Origin of the sequence: Nostoc sp. (genome assembly GCF_036917195.1) — a bacterium.
Taxonomy (GTDB): domain Bacteria; phylum Cyanobacteriota; class Cyanobacteriia; order Cyanobacteriales; family Nostocaceae; genus Nostoc.
Map to the genome: position 1 here is coordinate 11,636 of NZ_JBALDG010000071.1, position 16,590 is coordinate 28,225.

Sequence of the window (16,590 nt, forward strand, 5' to 3'; positions counted from 1 at the left end):
TTCACTCGCTATATTAAACAGTATAAGTTGGATTCTTCCTACGTAAATACTGAATATTTACCCAGCAGCCTTAAAGATATTTATACTCTTAAAGAGGAGAACAAAAAATGCGTTAACAGGTCGTACTTTTAACATCAAAGTTAAGATTATGTGTCTGCTGAAACCTACCCGCTTTACTTAAGTTTTTACCCAGACTTCCCTTTTGTTCAGAGTTCTTTATGAAAAATATATTACAAACCTCCATCTCTCAAGAACAGAATTCGCATCAGAGCTATAGCATTTCGTCTTACAATAGGCTACTTTCGGTTGTGAAGGATTTGGCTAGTGTGCGGACTATTGAGGAAATTATTGAGATTGTGCGTTTGGCGGCTCGGGATCTCACGAATGCTGATGGAGTAACTTTTGTACTGCGGGATGGTGAATGTTGCCACTATGTTGATGAAAACGCCATTGGGCCACTTTGGAAAGGTATGCGTTTTCCACTCAAGTCTTGCATCTCCGGTTGGGCAATGCTCAATAAACAAGCAGCGGTGATTGAGGACATTTACCAGGATGCACGAATTCCTCTTGATGCATATAAAGTTACTTTTGTCAAAAGTTTAGTGATGGTTCCCATACGGATTTCTGATCCACTGGGTGCGATCGGAGCCTACTGGAGTAGACGACACCGAGCCACGACTGAAGAGATAGAATTGCTTGAGATTTTGACCGACACTACGGCAGTTGCGATATCGAACGTTCAACTTATCCAGAAACTTACGAACCAAAACGCGCTTAAAGACAAATTCATTGCGATGCTAGCTCACGAGTTGAGGAATCCCGTTGCCCCGATCTCCAACGGGGTTCAGCTTCTCAAGTTGAAGCTGGGCGAGACTGGCGCAGTCGGGGAAACAGTCTTAATGATGCAACACCAGATTAAGCACCTCTCGAAGTTGATCGATGAGCTGCTCGACGTATCGTCCATCACTTACGGGAAGATTTCATTAAATCTTGAGAAGTTTAATCTGGTAGATTTGGTTCGCCAGACTCTCAATGACCATGCACAAGCAATAAAGAGATCCAACCTTACCGTAGTACAAGACCTGCCAAACACGCCTGTATGGGCTGATGTTGACTCCACCCGCTTCTTTCAAGTCTTTCGCAACCTTCTTGAGAACGCCTTAAAGTTTTCAAAGCCAGATGGGACGATCTGGGTCGATCTCTCATTGATTTCAAGTGAGAATGGCTCAGGTAGTATAGCGGTCTTATCTGTAAGAGACTCAGGCATAGGGATAGACCCGACAATCTTACCAGAACTCTTCGAGCCGTTTACCCAGGCCGATCGCAGCTTAGACCGTTCGAGGGGCGGGCTAGGTCTGGGACTATCGGTAGTCAAAAGTCTTGTTGAACTTCATGGTGGTCATGTTGAAGCCTCAAGTAGAGGGATCAATTTGGGAGCAGAATTCAAAGTCACTCTCCCTGTATGCGAAGAGATTACAGCCTTGGACAACGACCTAGAGATTATAGAGGCAGCTAAAAAATCGTTGAAGATTTTAGTTATCGAAGATAATGACGATTCAGCCGTAACATTAAAAGCAGTGCTTGAGTACTTCGGGCATGAAGTTTCCATTGCCAACAATGGAATTTCAGGGGTACAAACTGCAAGAGAGTTTGAGCCTGATGTGATTATTTGTGATATTGGACTTCCTGAGATGGATGGATTCGCCGTTGCACAGGAATTGAGTAAAGACTCCAAATTTACTCGCTCAATTCTGATTGCGCTCACCGGCTACGGTAGCCAAGAGGATAGGGAACTTGCGCTTCAGGCTGGTTTTAAATGCCACTTAACCAAGCCTGTGGACTTTGAAAAACTTACGGCAGAAATTGATCGATACTTTGATGGGGTATTATCAAGTTAAGAAATTTTGTTACTTGCGTCTTGAGACTGGAGAAAAGTCAATCCATTAAATCATTTGTCGCAGGCTCACCCGGATAAAAGCGATCGCTCAGAATTTCCTCAAAAGGATATAAGCATTGCTGGGGAAAAGTTGAGAGTGGTAGATTTGTTTCTCCTGATGCTAAATCCCTACTGTTTTCATAGGATTCCGGGAGTGCTTCTTCAAGGTAAGGCTTTAAGCTAGGATTTTCGCTCATCAACTTGAGAATTTCCGTCGTTGGACTCTAATTATCGCTAACCAGCTACGACTCCGTTGCTTTGGTTGATATTCCCATTTGAGTAAATGTCCAATTAATATACTAAGACGATTTCTCAATTCTTGGCATTCCTTTCTTCCCAAAGATTCAATTTCCTCAATTAAATTTGGCAAGTCAAGCTTATTCCATTGGTGATGACGCAGAAGGTTAGCCTGTTCTTGAGTCCAACTGTAAAAGTCTGCTTCATAGAAGTTTAGCATCAGGTTTCCCTCTATTTGTCTTGTTTGTGGTGTTTGCATAGTTGATTCAAAACCTGGTGAACCTTCCTTAATTCTAGGGTGCTTTAGCCTGGATGAAAGTCCTTTAATTATTCACACCTATCTATTTACAATACAATTAATGCTTGATAGACCCAAAGAGTAAGTCGAATGAGCTTTTACTTGCGGAAAACACCAAAATGAGGAAGTCGAATAAGCTTTTACTTGCGGAAAACACCAAAATGAGGAAGTCGAATAAGCTTTTGAGTAAGTCAAATGAGCTTTTACTTGCGGAAAACACCAAAATGAGTAAGTCGAATGAGCTTTTGAGTAAGTCAAATGCTATTTTAATCAAGTAATTAGGTATTTTGATAAAGTAATTAAGTATTTTGATAAAGTAATTAAGTATTTTGATAAAGTAATCAGCAAATATACTTGAAGAAGAATTCAGAATTTAAAAATCAGAATTCAGGAGCAAAGCCAAAGACGCTCTGCGGATTGACGAGAGGCAGCAGACCTGTTTGAATACATCCTCAGCCTCCAGGCTGGGAACGAGCGACACAAAACTTTAGGCTTTTATTACAATACGCTTGGGTTAGCGCCAAAAACCTTAAATTGTATAGGTTGGGTTGCGCTTTGCTTAACCCAACCTACAATTCTCCACAAAGCCAAGCGTATTGGCTTTTATTCGTAGCATTCCATCAGCTACAAAGCCTTTTTAATTACAAATTACAAATTACGTAGCTTGCTTCTCGCCGGAGGCGAGTATTACGAACTAGAAAGTCAGCACACTCCTAATTGATTCCCCTTTATGCATCAACTCAAAAGCATCATTAATTTGCTCAATCGGCATCACATGGGTAATCAAATCATCAATGTTTATTTTACCTTCCATATACCAATCAACAATTTTCGGCACATCTGTACGTCCTCTAGCGCCACCGAATGCCGAACCTTTCCAAACGCGCCCAGTTACTAATTGAAAAGGACGAGTACTGATTTCCTGTCCAGCACCAGCAACACCGATAATCACACTGACGCCCCAACCTTTATGGCAGCATTCTAATGCTTGACGCATAACTTTGACATTACCGATACATTCAAAACTGTAATCAGCACCGCCTTTTGTTAAATCAACCAGATAGGGAACTAAATCACCCTCTACTTCCTGGGGATTGACAAAGTGCGTCATGCCAAGCTTTTCTGCCAAGGCGCGTTTGCTGGGATTAAGATCCACCCCGACAATCATATTCACTCCCACCATCCGCGCCGCTTGGATGACATTTAAACCAATACCACCCAAGCCGAAAACCACGACATTTGCTCCCGGTTCCACCTTGGCAGTATTGATGACTGCACCAACACCAGTAGTCACACCACAGCCAATGTAACAAACTTTATCAAATGGGGCGTCTTCCCGAATTTTTGCCAGGGCGATTTCCGGCAGTACTGTATAGTTGGCAAAAGTGGATGTACCCATGTAATGATGAATCATCTGCCCATCGATACTAAAGCGACTGGTGCCATCGGGCATGACACCGCGTCCTTGAGTTAAGCGAATGGCTTGACAAAGATTAGTTTTGAAACTCAGGCAATATTCGCACTGACGGCATTCGGGAGTGTAAAGGGGAATCACGTGATCCCCTGGTTTGAGGCTGGTGACACCAGCGCCTATCTCTACCACCACACCAGCACCTTCATGTCCCAAAATTGCTGGAAACAAACCTTCGGGATCGTTACCAGATAGAGTAAAGGCGTCGGTATGGCAAACTCCGGTGGCTTTAACCTCAACTAACACTTCGCCGGCTTGTGGCCCCGATAGTTGAACGGTTTCAATCGTCAACGGCTTACCTGCGCTGTAAGCTACTGCTGCTTTAACTTGCAACGTCAGCCCTCCTATATAGTTTTTTGACTTTCTTACCAGTGCTGAAGTACCGGGATTATTTCACTTAAACATATTGAGTGCATGAACCACTTTTGCATCACTTCATCGTATTTAGTAAGCACGATCGCCACTAAAACCATAAATATCACTTTGTTAAAATATCATTCTGTAGCTAAATTGGTTAAAGGCGGCAACAGCTGTTTTGCCAACGATGTAAACTTGATGTCAGCAGCAACCCCCAAATATTTTGTCCACTCCTCAATTAATATATTTTGTCACAGCTTATGAACCCTGACCTAACTCAAATTGGCGCTCAAATGTCAAACCTGACTGGCGTAAGAGCAATCATGAAGGATATTATCGAGACATTACGAGCGGGTGCAGGGCAGGAGTTTATTAATTTGAGTGCTGGTAATCCGTTGATTTTGCCAGAGGTAGAGCAGTTATGGCGGGATTGTACTGCACAACTTCTCGCTAGTCCAGAATATGGTGAGGTAGTTTGTCGCTACGGCTCAAGTCAGGGCTATGCACCATTTGTTGAAGCGATCGTCAATGATTTTAACAAACGCTACGGGTTAAACTTGACCGAAGGCAATATCCTCATTACCTCCGGCAGTCAAACCCTTTACTTCTACGCTGCGAATGCCTTCGCTGGCTATACTCCCAGCGGCGAGTTAAAACAAATTGTTTTGCCCCTCTGTCCTGACTACACAGGTTACGGTGGTATCTGCTTAGTTCCAAAAGCCCTAATCGCTCACAAACCGACTCTTGATATTGATGCAGCTGCCCACCGATTTAAATATCGCCCCGACTTCAGCCAACTCTCGATTACAGAAAACACGGGTTGTGTCCTCTTCTCTCGCCCCTGTAATCCCACTGGCAATGTCCTCAGTGATGATGAGGTGAAAAAGATTGTTGCCCTGGCTGCACCTTACAATGTACCCGTGTTAATTGACTCGGCTTATGCGCCTCCCTTCCCAGCATTGAACTTTACCGAAATGACACCAGTGTTTGGTGATAATATCTTACACTGCATGAGTTTATCAAAAGCGGGATTACCAGGAGAAAGGATTGGTATTGCCATTGGAAATGAAAAGTGGATTGAGGCGTTGGAGTGTTTCCAAGCAAATATGAGTCTCCATTCTTCACGTTACGGCCAAGCGATCGCTGCTTTTGCAATCAATTCTGGTGCATTAGTGGAAATTTCTCACACTGTCATCCGTCCCTTTTACCAAAATAAATTTACCGTTTTAGAAACCAGCTTAGAACAAGCGATGCCCAAGAATTTACCTTGGTATCTCCATCGCGGTGAAGGAGCAATTTTTGCTTGGTTGTGGTTACAGGATCTACCCATCAGTGACTGGGAATTTTACCAGCAACTCAAGCAAGTAGGTGTGATTATTGTCCCTGGAAGTACCTTCTTCCCTGGTTTAGAGGAAGAGTGGGCGCACAAGCACCAATGCTTCCGCATCAGCCTTACAGGCAGCGATGAGGAGATTGCCACCGCTATGCAACGTTTAGCAAAAGTGGCTGAAGAAGCTTATCAGCGTGCCGCTGTGAGTGCGTGATTAGGGGTAGAGACGCGATTAATCGCGTCTGTACAGGAGTTATAAGAATTCTTTTCCCAATGCCCAAATCAGATAATTGGCTAGAAATAGGTAAGATTGTTGCCCCTCAAGGATTATCTGGAGAATTACGGGTTTATCCTGTATCTGACTTCCCCGAAAGATTTGAGGTGCCAGGAAAACGTTGGTTGTTGCGTTCAGGTGAAACAGAACCACAACCAATCGAATTATTGACAGGACGTTACATCAGTAACAAAAACTTGTATGTGATCAAATTAGCTGGTGTGGAAAATTGCGATCAGGCGGAGGCGTTGCGCGGTTGTAAGTTAATGGTGCCAGCAAGCGATCGCCCCCAATTAGGCAAAGATGAATATCATGTCCTCGATTTGATTGGCTTGGAAGTCTTCATGCAAGCATCTGGCGAACTCGTTGGTACGGTGGTAGATATCATTCCTGCGGGGAATGATTTGTTAGAAGTGAAGTTGCATGAATCATTTGCTACTGACAAAAAGCAAAAGACTGTTTTGATTCCATTTGTACAAGCGATCGCACCAGTGGTAGACTTGCCATCTGGTCGCATTGAAATTACACCACCGTCTGGGTTGTTGGAAATTAATAATTAGGTCATTACTTAATCTACCTTTAGCTAGTTTCGCTGTACTGGATACTTCAAGGGGAAGGAAAGCTTAAGGCATGAGAAAATTAGGCGGTTTAACGCAAGAGCCAGTGGTGCTTTCTTATCAAATTGTTGTTATTGCTTAACCATAGTTTTATAGCATTTCATTTTTATGTGAGCAACAAACTAATCTTGAGTTATTTTTGATGCGAGCAAAATTGAACGCTGTACCTGAATTGGAATATTAAGTATGCTCGCTAGTTTTTGACGAACCTTATATCCTATATCGTGCATATAACAGTGGCGCAAAACAATCTGTTTCAATAAGCGATCGCAAACAGGATTTTTGGAGAATTCAGAGTGTAATTTATCAATTTTATCGGTATCTAAATTTTTTTCAAACTGCAATTCAATGATTTCTTGAATCAAGCAAAATGAAGGCTTATCGTTGGTTTCGGTTACTTTAATATATATGTCACGACCTTTAGGGGAACCTAGAGAAAACGAAATTTTGTAAAGCATCGCCAAAATAACTGTGTAATTAATTCCTAAGTAAAAAGACTCAATTTCCCGAATAATTTTTGAGTCTGGAAGATTTGGCTCTTCTTCTAATATCTTTTTAATTTTCCTGATTGACTCTTCTCGCACGTATTCCGAAAATCTTATAAAGACGCTAAGAAATCTTAGTGAAACCAAAACTGATTCTTCATAGATGAACTCTAGAGAATTTCGCTCTAGAGAGCCAAGCCTATTTCTTAAAATCTGTCCACAGACTTCAATTGCTCTGAATACTTTATTCACCTTTACCATAAATTCTTCTACGTCTTTGTCGTCATCTACAGGGCTATCCTGATCTTCATGTTGTTCAATAAAATCTTTTTGTCTATCATCTTCTAATCGTTCTTGGCTTGCGTCACGATTCTCTAAAACAAGGTCAGGTATTTCTTGAACAAAATCTTGAAGAAAAGATAAAGAACTTGCTTCTAGTGTTACTTCTTTCTCATCATAAAAAATATCTATAACAGAAAGTAGAATCTCATCAAGAATCCACGGATCTTTAGAATGGTGCGTAAGAAACAGAACTATGTTCGATGCCTTCTCAAGATGAATCGTATTTACTAGATGTTTTATTCTCTTTTTAGCTTCTTCGCCTCGATGAAGAGAGTCTGCCAATTTTTTCGCTGCAAAGAAGTAAAATAGATAACGGTAACGAAACTTTAAACCAGTCTCTGATCGTTGCAGAATAAATGAACTGACCAAATCTCTAATCACTTTATGTTGATCAACTGGAAGAAAATTAGTTGAATATTTTTTAAAGAATGCATGCAAATCAGAGTCATCAAGACTTTCGGAGGGAGACTCTAAAATTGCTCCCCCAAGTTCTGATAAAACATTGAAGTACCTATCAATCTCAGTTCGTTCTACATGAACACGCTCTAGGGCTTGGTAGATCAAATACTGATAATAGTGTCCATAAGCAGTGAGTTCAAGTCTCTGCGTGGTCATTGTCTCGAAAGACTGAAGAAGCGTTAAAATGTGGAATGGTTTTGCAGGAACTACATTCTTGCGTACAAGCGAGTCTACATGGAGACGCAGTTCATCTATCTTTGCCCAAATCTGCTGATCATCTGTTTCTTCAGTTAAGTCTAGTGCAACCCATTTATCAATTAGTTTGGCACGATGGACATTATCAAAAGGGAGAATTTCTAATTTTTTATAATCATCAAGATCAGGAAAATCAGGTACGGCAAATCTAAAAGATTCCTCAGCAAACAGAATAGTACGAGGAAAAATCGAATTAAGACTTGCTATAAATTTAATTTTACCCTTCTGATTAAGTTTGACTGTTGATATATTATCAACAATACAAATAATATTAGATTTATTAATAAATTCTTCTACCGATATAAAATGATATGTATCTGAAACTAACTTTGCAATTTGTTCCTCAATCCTAGAACTTTTTATATTTGCCCCATCAACTAGTAAAGGTAAGAATCCAAAGGAAAGAGCATCTAGGCAGATTTTTTTGGCAAGAGTAGTTCTGCCTGACTGCTCATCTCCTAAAATAAGCATACGGCTATCATATTCTAGTAGCTTTTCACCTGAAATATTTGATGAGATTCCTTCTAACGATTCTTTTATAACTCTTAAATTAGGATAGACAAATAAATCATTTAGAGAAATAGTTTCACGATTTCGATGTGCAAACTTTATTCCAGTATCATCAAGGAAATCTTTAAATTCATTTGAAAATTCTATATTTGAGTTTGAAGGAGTACTTAAATTACTGAAGTCGTGTTCACTAGAAGTTAAGAAAGCTGTTTTTTTTTAATTGTTCCCTTTATCAATTTAGTAAAAGTTGGGAAATGGGTACGCAAGAAGTTTTCTGTATCTAGCTCCGCTTCGTAAGAAATTCCCACAAAAGGCGGGATTGAAGAAATTATTCCTTTGAGCTTTGCTGCTGCTGATTTATCTGGCTGATTCAGTTTATCTCGGATTCCTCTCAAGAGCATAAGAACTTCATCAGGATATGTAGATGAGCTTACTTCAATTTTACGAACTTGGTTCACAATTTCTGCAACTACAACCTGTGCCTCTTGTTCTGAAATTTCCATAGATCGTGACTGCTCTGAGAGAATCTCCCAGTACTCTTGCTCATACGGCTGCATCGATTTTTTCACGTCGCTGATCTGCAACTTAATTCGCTCCTTGTCTTCATCGGGAGTCGTTGTCAACGTCAATTCTTTACCTGACACCTGTTGACGATAACGGGTCAGAATTTCCTCAAGGTGACTCAGGCGATCGCTTGACATCCCTAAACTCCAAAATTTCAAAAACAACTGTTCAGTTTTACACAATCTAGTTCATTATGTCTTTAGGGTTTTTACATAAATAGGACTTATGTGTTAGTACATAAGTCCTATACGTAATTTGAGTATTTCAGCCATGTTTAGCACCCAGCGATGTCTACGACGGGCTACGCCTACACAAATATGCGAGTAAATCAGGGTTATGCGTAATTTTTGAACTTTGTAGTGACAAGTACTTTAAGTAATTTAATGCATCAACTGCTACTCACTTTCATGGTTAGCGCTAAGATAGCTATGTATTTTTTTGAAGTATAAATATGGCTCAAACTTTTTATGTAAATCCAGTATCAGGTAGCAATACCAACCTTGGTAGCCAACAAGCCCCGTTCAAAACTATTGCCCAAGCCCTCAAGGTAGCTACAGATAACACTAAAATTCAACTGGCAAAAGGGAATTATAATGCTGCTAACGGTGAAGTCTTTCCGCTAACGGTTCCATCTGGCGTAATAGTGGTGGGTGATGAAGCCAACAAAGGTGATGGCATTTTGATTGAAGGAAGTGGTAACTACCTCAGCCGTACTTTTGCTGCTCAGAATATCACATTTGTGCTGCTGGATAAAGCTGAACTCCGGGGGGTGACTGTAACAAATTTGGCTAGCCGTGGTAGTGGTGTCTGGATTGAATCAACTGCTCCTACTGTTGCTAATAGCACCTTCATTAACTGTAAGCGGGAGGGAGTATTTGCTACAGGCGATGCTAACCCAGTTATTCTAGGTAATGTGTTCAGTGAAAATGCAGCCAATGGAATTGCGATCGCTAAAAATTCCAAAGGTCAAATTCAAGGTAATACCTTCTTCAAAACAGGTTTTGGCATTGCTATTAGTGATACTGCATCACCCACCCTTCGAGATAACAAAATTTCCGAAAACCGTTCTGGAATTGTCATCTCTGGTAGCACTCGTCCTGTATTGCGTAACAATGTTAGTGAGAATAACACTGACGATGGGATCACAGTAATTGGAAGTGCCCTACCGGATATCGGCAGTACTAATAATCCAGGCGGCAATACTCTACAAAATAACGGTAAATTTGATTTGCAAAATGCCAGTTCCAACAAGCTGGTTTCTGTGGGAAATAAAATAAATGCGTCTAAAGTCACGGGAAACGTAGAGTTTGCAGATAGTTCAGTTCCCACGCCTACTCCTACACCCACGCCCACGCCTACTCCTGTGCCTACGCCCACACCCACACCCACGCCTACGCCCACACCCACGCCTACGCCTACGCCCACACCTACACCCACGCCTACTCCTAGTATCGAATTAACCGATATTAGTAATCATTGGGCGGGTGGGTTTATTCGGGAATTAGTCAAATTGGGGATAGTTAATGGTTTTCCTGATCGCACATTTAAACCCGATGCGACGATGACACGGGCGCAATACGCCGCATTACTGGTAAAAGCTTTCAACCCATCGCCAAACCGCCCTGTGATCAAATTCAAAGATGTACCAGCAGACTTCTGGGCATCCAAGGTAATTCAGCAGGCATATCAGGGTTTATTTCTCTCTGGTTTTCCTGACAATACCTTTGGCCCCAACAAAAATATCCAGCGTGTGCAAGTGATTGTCTCCCTAGTGAATGGATTGAAGTTATCTAGTGATGGTACAGCAACTATCAAAGTTTTTGATGACCAAGCAAAGATTCCTGAATATGCCAAGGATGAGGTAGTAAAAGCTATAAATAAGGGGATTATCGTCAATCACCCGAATCTCAAACAACTCAATCCTACCCGCGATGCTACACGCGCAGAGGTAGCGGCGATGGTATATCAAGCTTTGGTGGATGCTAGACGTGTAGCGGCGATCGACTCGCCTTATATTGTGAGTGCTTAATTGACAAAATAGTTTGTTTTAGCAAAATCGGATGATTTTTGTAGGAGCAATTTTATTTCTTTGCAAGTCCCTTTAAAGAAAGGTAAATTGACTATAGCAGTTCTAAATCATTTGTGAAAATTATATATCTCTTTCTTCTTTCTTCCGTTTACGTTCTTGTCTACGAGACGCTGCGTGTTGGTGGAAGCCTCTCGTAGAGAAAGCGTTATTGGTGATTTGTTTTCTTGTCTATATTTTTCACAATTCAAATAGGACTGCTACATTATTTTGTTCATTACTGATATTTTAAAAGTGGATTAATGGCAAAAACTTCATAATATTTGTTACAGTTTTTAAAGTTTTTAATTCTGGTATATCTGGTTTTAATTGTTCTGCGATCGCTAATTTTTGTTCAGCTTGTGCAGGTTGAAAGTTATATAAATAAACAAAAGCTAAATAAAGCCATGTGTAAGGATTTTGAGCATCATATTTAGTTAATTCTATTAAATTTTGGATTAATTCTGGAACTTGGCGCTGTAAAAGTTGTGATAAAACTAGAGTGTAACGCCAATTTAAGTTATCTGGCTCTTTTTGCAAATGATAATTACCTGCAAATTCAATTTGTTTTAAATAATCTTGAGTAGGATCGTATTGATTGAAATTATATATCTGCACAAATATATTCTTTAATTTACCCTGTTGTAAATCTTGTGCTAGTTGTGAAGTGCGGGTAACTAAATCTAAAGCTGGCGATTTTTCTACTGTTCCTAAATCTGTCACATTTACAGTAATATCTGGAATATTTAAAGATGTGATTTTGCTGTTTCTTCTATCTAAATATAGTGCTGATAGTTGATATCTTCCTACTGGTAGTGTTTTAGGAATAAATGTGGCTAAGGCTTCTTTTACCCGGAAAGTTCCTTGAGGATGACATTTGATACCACAGTATAAATTACCCAAGCCAATGGCATGATCGTGATCCCAAGATGATTGGCTATTTTGCCATTTTAACAGTAATAAACCATTTTGCAAATCATCCCATGAACCTGTTATTTGATAGGTTACAGGATTATTTTTATCTAAAATTAGTTCCTGAGAAATCGCCACTTTTTCTATATTAATTACAGACTCAGTATTACTTAATTTTTGCACAACTACATGAGGATTTTTGCAGTTATATAATCTAAGTTTATCTTCATTAGGTAATATCCAATCGCCCTCTAATTTCAAATCAGTAGAAGATTCGACTAAAGATTTTAATTTCCGTTTAGTTTCTCCCTTTTCTCCTGGTTTGTATGATTCATTTTCTCTGGTGACATACCAACAAAAATATTGTAAATCTTCCTCTATCTGAGATAATTTCGTTGTTAATTTTCTGCCATATACGCGAAAATCTGCTAAAGCCCCAAAATAATTGAAAGTAAACTCATTTACTTGAGGTATAGAAACGGGAATTACCCCTAAATTTGACCTTAAATATAAATTTTTTTCGGTGATTTGATTTATCAGTTTACCTAAAGGATATTTGTTGCCATCATTATTAGGTAAATGTTTACCACCCCATGCTTGAATTAGGGGTAATGGGAACAAATTATTGAGTAACACTATGCAACTTAATACCAGAGTTGCTAATCTCAGTCTATCAAAATATATATTCTCAATTAAATTGAATAAATCCGCTAAAATTAAACTAATTATAGGAAAGCATGGCAGAATAAATCTAATGTCTTTATTTGTGCCCAAAGAACAAATTATATAGCTACTCACTAAGGTAACTAATAACCAAATTCGAGCCGATTTATAAACATATCCTGGAATTAAATCAGTAGTAAATTGATATTTAATAAGATAAACCAATAAAATACCAATACTCACAGAGAATATTGGTAAACCAACGCTTTCTGGGATCATTTGTGGGTAGTATAACCATCCAGCAATAGTTGTCGCAGAAGGATCGCCCTCCCCTTTTCCGGCTTGGTTAGCGTTTAATGCCGATGTGATAATTGTTAACCAATTTAAGCCATACCAAAAACGACAAATTAACCAAGCTATCATCAAAGATAAGCAAGTTTGAATTAGCTTGATGAATTTACGTTTTCTAATAAAACTAATTAATGCCCAAATACTAGGAACTAAAATAAAAATAATGCCTGTAGGTTTAGCCAACAAGATTAAACCTATTCCTACGCCCAATATGATAGTTAACCCCCATGAGAAAAACCCAATATAACTATCTTTCCAAATTGTCAGAACTGTAAAAGTTACTGCAACAATTGCTGTCAAACCATAATCTAATAAATAATCTGTCCGCATAATTCCCAAAATAGGAAATAATAGACAAAATATGCTGGCAGTTATGCTAATTTTTCGGTTTTGAAATAAAAAATTACTTAAATGATACACTGAAAGTATAATCATCGCAGTATACAATAAGTTGACCAAACTTGCTTGATCATATCCACGTCCAAACAATATCAAAAATGGTACGGTGCAAATATATACAAAAGGAGCGCGATAACTAGGAGTTAATTGCCACAGAGATAACCACCAATTTCCTGAGAAGATATTGAGGTTTTGAAAAATTCTATAATGATGTAATGCTGTCGTTAAATGGGCACTTTGATCATAAGATGGAATCGATTCATCTAATAAAAACCAAGCTCTATCTATAGCTAATGCTATCAGCCAAATTATTAAGAGGATGATATAGTCTTTTCGATGCTGATGATGGTTAAAATAACTCATGTTTATTTGCTCACAAACAAAGTTTAACCAATTATATATCTGTTATGTATCACCGATTCACTACTCTTATTGGGAAACGCTATATCATATCCGCTTAATTACTTAATTAAACCCCAAGAACCCCACCCCTTCAAAGTTATGCTTTCTCTCCCTGCCCCTAATCCCCAGAGGTGACCCTGAGTTCCCCGCAGGTGGGGAGGGGATTAAGGGGAGTCAGTACTTCACTTGGGTTCAAAAATCAAAATAGAAATGTGGGGTTTAAATAGATGAAAACTGCTGTAATTAATAAAGCGATACCTACGGTAAGCTACGCTAACGCATGGTGGCGGATATGATCTTCAATAAAACTGGCGATGAAATAATAACTATGGTCATAGCCTTCTTGGTAACGCAAGTTTAGCGGCTGCTTAACATCTGCACAAGCTTGTTCAAACACCTCTGGTAGTAATTGCTCAACTAAAAATTTATCAGCAGTCCCTTGGTCAATTAGAATTGGACTATGATATCCTACTTGCTTGATTAATTCACTGGCATCATAAGCACGCCAACTTTCTTGATTGCTGCCAAGATAACCACTGAAAGCCTTTTCACCCCAAGGACAACGCATAGGTGCAGTGATAGGTGCAAAGGCTGATACTGATTTGTAGAGTTCTGGGTTTCTCATTGCACAGACAAGCGCCCCGTGTCCCCCCATTGAATGACCAAAAATACCTTGTCTCTCCGGTTGCGTGGGGAAGTTTGCGGTAATTAAAGCAGGTAATTCCTGGACGACATAGCTATACATTTGGTAGTGTTGATGCCACGGTTCCTCTGTAGCATCAACATAAAAGCCCGCACCTGTGCCAAAGTCCCAGTCATCATCCTCACCAGGAATACCTGTGTTCCGAGGACTAGTATCTGGCACAACCAGCATCAAACCATACTCGGCTGCGTAGCGTTGCGCCCCCGCTTTCCCCATAAAATTTTCTTCAGTGCAAGTTAAACCAGAGAGGAAATAGAGAATCGGCACTGGTTTTTGAGTTGCTTGTGGTGGTTGATAGACAGCAAAGCACATTTCAGCGTTACAGGTTGAGGAGGGATGACTATAAAAGCCAAGTTTGCCACCAAAGCTTTTATATTCTGAAAGGAGGTTGAGGTTAGGCATTGGTTATATTCTCTTTCCTGAACGGCTGCCGGAGAAAGATTATTTTAGCGTAAATGAAACTATTATCTCTGCTATGGAGGTAGCGATCGCTCTAATAACCGAAACCAAATTGCGATCGCTGCTTGGCGATTCATCGCGTCTGGACTTTGTAGCACACACTTAAATTACGCGCCGTCAGCGCCACCACTTACTCTCTCAATCAACCCTGCGACTAGGTAACTTAGTCCCGCACCTTTTACAAAACCCAGCATCTACATCGTGGAAAGCCAAACCACAACCTGAACAAACTGTTTCTACTTGATTAGCAGTTTTCACCACTCGCTTAATTAAATCTCCCACTTGCCAAGGAATCAGTGCAATTCCTGTAAAAATCATCAGTACTGTTAGCAAACGTCCTAATTCAGAAATTGGAATAACATCGCCAAATCCCACAGTTGTCATTGTGACAACAGAGAAATAAAATGCATCAAAAAATGTCCTGTAATTTTGAGGATTAACCGGATGCTCTACTTGATAAATTAAGCCAGAATAAATAAAAACAATTGCAAATAATGTAAATAGGATTCGCACAAAAATCATGCCATCTTCGGTGCTGATAGTGGCGAATAAAAATTTTCTATCTATAAATCTGATTAATCGTAAAATCCGAAACCATCGCAGTAGGCGGATAAAGCTGATATCCACCATTCCTAGAAAGAATGGCAAAATCGCCATTAAGTCAATAATCGAATAAAAGCTAAAAATATACTTAATTTTATTTTCTGCACTCCAAAGACGGAGTGAATATTCCACCGCAAAGATGATAACGATCGCAGTATCGGCTACATGTAATTGAAACCGCACAGAATCAGGAATATTATAAGTTTCTGCCACAAAAATTCCTGATGATAATAGCACCATCGCAGCAAGTGTTAAATTAATCGCTTTCCCTAATGGTGTTTCCAGGTCTGTTAAGTAAAATTCTGTTTCTTGTCTGCTCAGTAACATATTCGACCATTAACTAATCTTAATTCCCAGTTATAACATTAGAAATACGATATTATTAATCATTATCCTTATGTTAACCTCAGCTTATAGTAACCCAGAAAATTTTATGCCTTTAGCTTTGGCAGAAGCAAAAGAAGGAGATGTGTCTTCCGGTACCGTGATTGTTAAAGATAACGAAGTCATGGACATAGCTCATAACACTGTGAAAAGAGACAACGCTTGATTAACCCATGCATAAATCAACGTCATTCGTAATTTAACACCTAAACTTAAAAACCCTTCTTTAGAAGGTTATAACATGTATACAACTGCCAAACTTTGTCTGATGTGTACAACTGCTTGTGTTTGGAGTGGTGTATTATAAATTGTATATCGTGCTTCAATTCAAGATTTAATCACTGTAAATCAATCACAAATTAATATCTTTTGCGAAGAGGTGATTGCTAATACCAATTCGCTATGAAGATGCACTTAATTATTAAACGAACCGCCAAGTAGGCCAAGTACGCCTTGACAGAAGGAGTAATCATTAAGTGCAAGCTCACGGAGAATTGGTATAAGTCATTTAGAT

11 protein-coding genes and 2 pseudogenes are annotated in these 16,590 nt (G+C 39.5%); 6 read left to right on the forward strand and 7 right to left on the reverse strand.

Annotation, left to right across the window (positions count from 1 at the left end; translation table 11 throughout):
* Positions 1 to 218: 218 nt before the first annotated feature.
* Positions 219 to 1,898, forward strand: a complete 1,680-nt coding sequence (locus tag V7K40_RS23165) for an ATP-binding protein (protein ID WP_334963847.1) — start codon at positions 219 to 221, stop codon at positions 1,896 to 1,898.
* Positions 1,899 to 1,935: 37 nt separating this feature from the next.
* On the opposite strand, the pseudogene V7K40_RS23170 reads toward V7K40_RS23165, so the two are convergent.
* Positions 1,936 to 2,432: pseudogene (locus tag V7K40_RS23170) on the reverse strand (DUF29 domain-containing protein).
* Between the two features lie 733 nt (positions 2,433 to 3,165).
* Positions 3,166 to 4,275, reverse strand: a complete 1,110-nt coding sequence (locus tag V7K40_RS23175; protein WP_334963849.1) for an S-(hydroxymethyl)glutathione dehydrogenase/class III alcohol dehydrogenase — start codon at positions 4,273 to 4,275, stop codon at positions 3,166 to 3,168.
* Between the two features lie 284 nt (positions 4,276 to 4,559).
* Here V7K40_RS23175 and V7K40_RS23180 point away from each other — a divergent pair, with 284 nt between their 5' ends.
* Together V7K40_RS23180 and rimM are read left to right on the forward strand one after the other, a co-directional pair.
* On the forward strand, positions 4,560 to 5,843 hold the full coding sequence (locus tag V7K40_RS23180) for a valine--pyruvate transaminase (RefSeq protein WP_334963851.1): 1,284 nt from the start codon (positions 4,560 to 4,562) through the stop codon (positions 5,841 to 5,843).
* Between the two features lie 59 nt (positions 5,844 to 5,902).
* Positions 5,903 to 6,463 (forward strand): ribosome maturation factor RimM, encoded by a 561-nt coding sequence (rimM, locus tag V7K40_RS23185; protein ID WP_334963853.1) that lies wholly within the window; start codon positions 5,903 to 5,905, stop codon positions 6,461 to 6,463.
* A gap of 179 nt (positions 6,464 to 6,642) precedes the next feature.
* On the opposite strand, the gene V7K40_RS23190 is transcribed toward rimM, so the two are convergent.
* Positions 6,643 to 8,532: a hypothetical protein gene (locus tag V7K40_RS23190; protein ID WP_334963855.1), complete on the reverse strand. Its 1,890-nt coding sequence runs from the start codon at positions 8,530 to 8,532 to the stop codon at positions 6,643 to 6,645.
* A gap of 236 nt (positions 8,533 to 8,768) precedes the next feature.
* The gene (locus tag V7K40_RS23195) at positions 8,769 to 9,293 is read right to left on the reverse strand and encodes a hypothetical protein (RefSeq protein WP_334963857.1); all 525 of its coding nucleotides are present in this window, start codon (positions 9,291 to 9,293) and stop codon (positions 8,769 to 8,771) included.
* A 293-nt stretch (positions 9,294 to 9,586) separates the two neighbouring features.
* Here V7K40_RS23195 and V7K40_RS23200 point away from each other — a divergent pair, with 293 nt between their 5' ends.
* On the forward strand, positions 9,587 to 11,164 hold the full coding sequence (locus V7K40_RS23200) for a DUF1565 domain-containing protein (protein WP_334963859.1): 1,578 nt from the start codon (positions 9,587 to 9,589) through the stop codon (positions 11,162 to 11,164).
* Positions 11,165 to 11,449: 285 nt separating this feature from the next.
* Here V7K40_RS23200 and V7K40_RS23205 read toward each other — a convergent pair whose 3' ends face one another.
* On the reverse strand, positions 11,450 to 13,888 hold the full coding sequence (locus V7K40_RS23205) for a hypothetical protein (RefSeq protein WP_334963861.1): 2,439 nt from the start codon (positions 13,886 to 13,888) through the stop codon (positions 11,450 to 11,452).
* A gap of 307 nt (positions 13,889 to 14,195) precedes the next feature.
* Positions 14,196 to 15,032, reverse strand: coding sequence for an S-formylglutathione hydrolase (gene fghA / locus V7K40_RS23210; RefSeq protein ID WP_334963863.1), 837 nt, complete (start codon positions 15,030 to 15,032; stop codon positions 14,196 to 14,198).
* Between fghA and V7K40_RS23215 the strand changes: the two genes are divergently transcribed.
* Positions 15,019 to 15,195, forward strand: coding sequence for a hypothetical protein (locus V7K40_RS23215; RefSeq protein WP_334963865.1), 177 nt, complete (start codon positions 15,019 to 15,021; stop codon positions 15,193 to 15,195). The genes fghA and V7K40_RS23215 overlap by 14 nt on opposite strands.
* A 32-nt stretch (positions 15,196 to 15,227) precedes the next feature.
* Here the strand turns inward: V7K40_RS23215 and V7K40_RS23220 are convergent, their stop codons facing one another.
* A complete protein-coding gene (locus tag V7K40_RS23220; protein WP_273764347.1) occupies positions 15,228 to 16,019 on the reverse strand; it encodes an ion transporter in 792 nt (263 codons plus the stop codon).
* A gap of 70 nt (positions 16,020 to 16,089) precedes the next feature.
* Here V7K40_RS23220 and V7K40_RS23225 point away from each other — a divergent pair.
* Positions 16,090 to 16,482: pseudogene (locus tag V7K40_RS23225) on the forward strand (nucleoside deaminase).
* The last annotated feature ends 108 nt before the right edge of the window (positions 16,483 to 16,590 follow it).

What these genes read in the sequence shown, in the direction of transcription:
- V7K40_RS23165 (WP_334963847.1), top strand. Translation starts at nt 219, where the DNA reads ATGAAAAATATATTACAAACCTCCATCTCTCAAGAACAGAATTCGCAT.
- V7K40_RS23180 (WP_334963851.1), top strand. Translation starts at nt 4,560, where the DNA reads ATGAACCCTGACCTAACTCAAATTGGCGCTCAAATGTCAAACCTGACT.
- rimM (WP_334963853.1), top strand. Translation starts at nt 5,903, where the DNA reads ATGCCCAAATCAGATAATTGGCTAGAAATAGGTAAGATTGTTGCCCCT.
- V7K40_RS23190 (WP_334963855.1), bottom strand. Translation starts at nt 8,532, where the DNA reads ATGCTTATTTTAGGAGATGAGCAGTCAGGCAGAACTACTCTTGCCAAA.
- V7K40_RS23200 (WP_334963859.1), top strand. Translation starts at nt 9,587, where the DNA reads ATGGCTCAAACTTTTTATGTAAATCCAGTATCAGGTAGCAATACCAAC.
- V7K40_RS23205 (WP_334963861.1), bottom strand. Translation starts at nt 13,888, where the DNA reads ATGAGTTATTTTAACCATCATCAGCATCGAAAAGACTATATCATCCTC.
- fghA (WP_334963863.1), bottom strand. Translation starts at nt 15,032, where the DNA reads ATGCCTAACCTCAACCTCCTTTCAGAATATAAAAGCTTTGGTGGCAAA.
- V7K40_RS23220 (WP_273764347.1), bottom strand. Translation starts at nt 16,019, where the DNA reads ATGTTACTGAGCAGACAAGAAACAGAATTTTACTTAACAGACCTGGAA.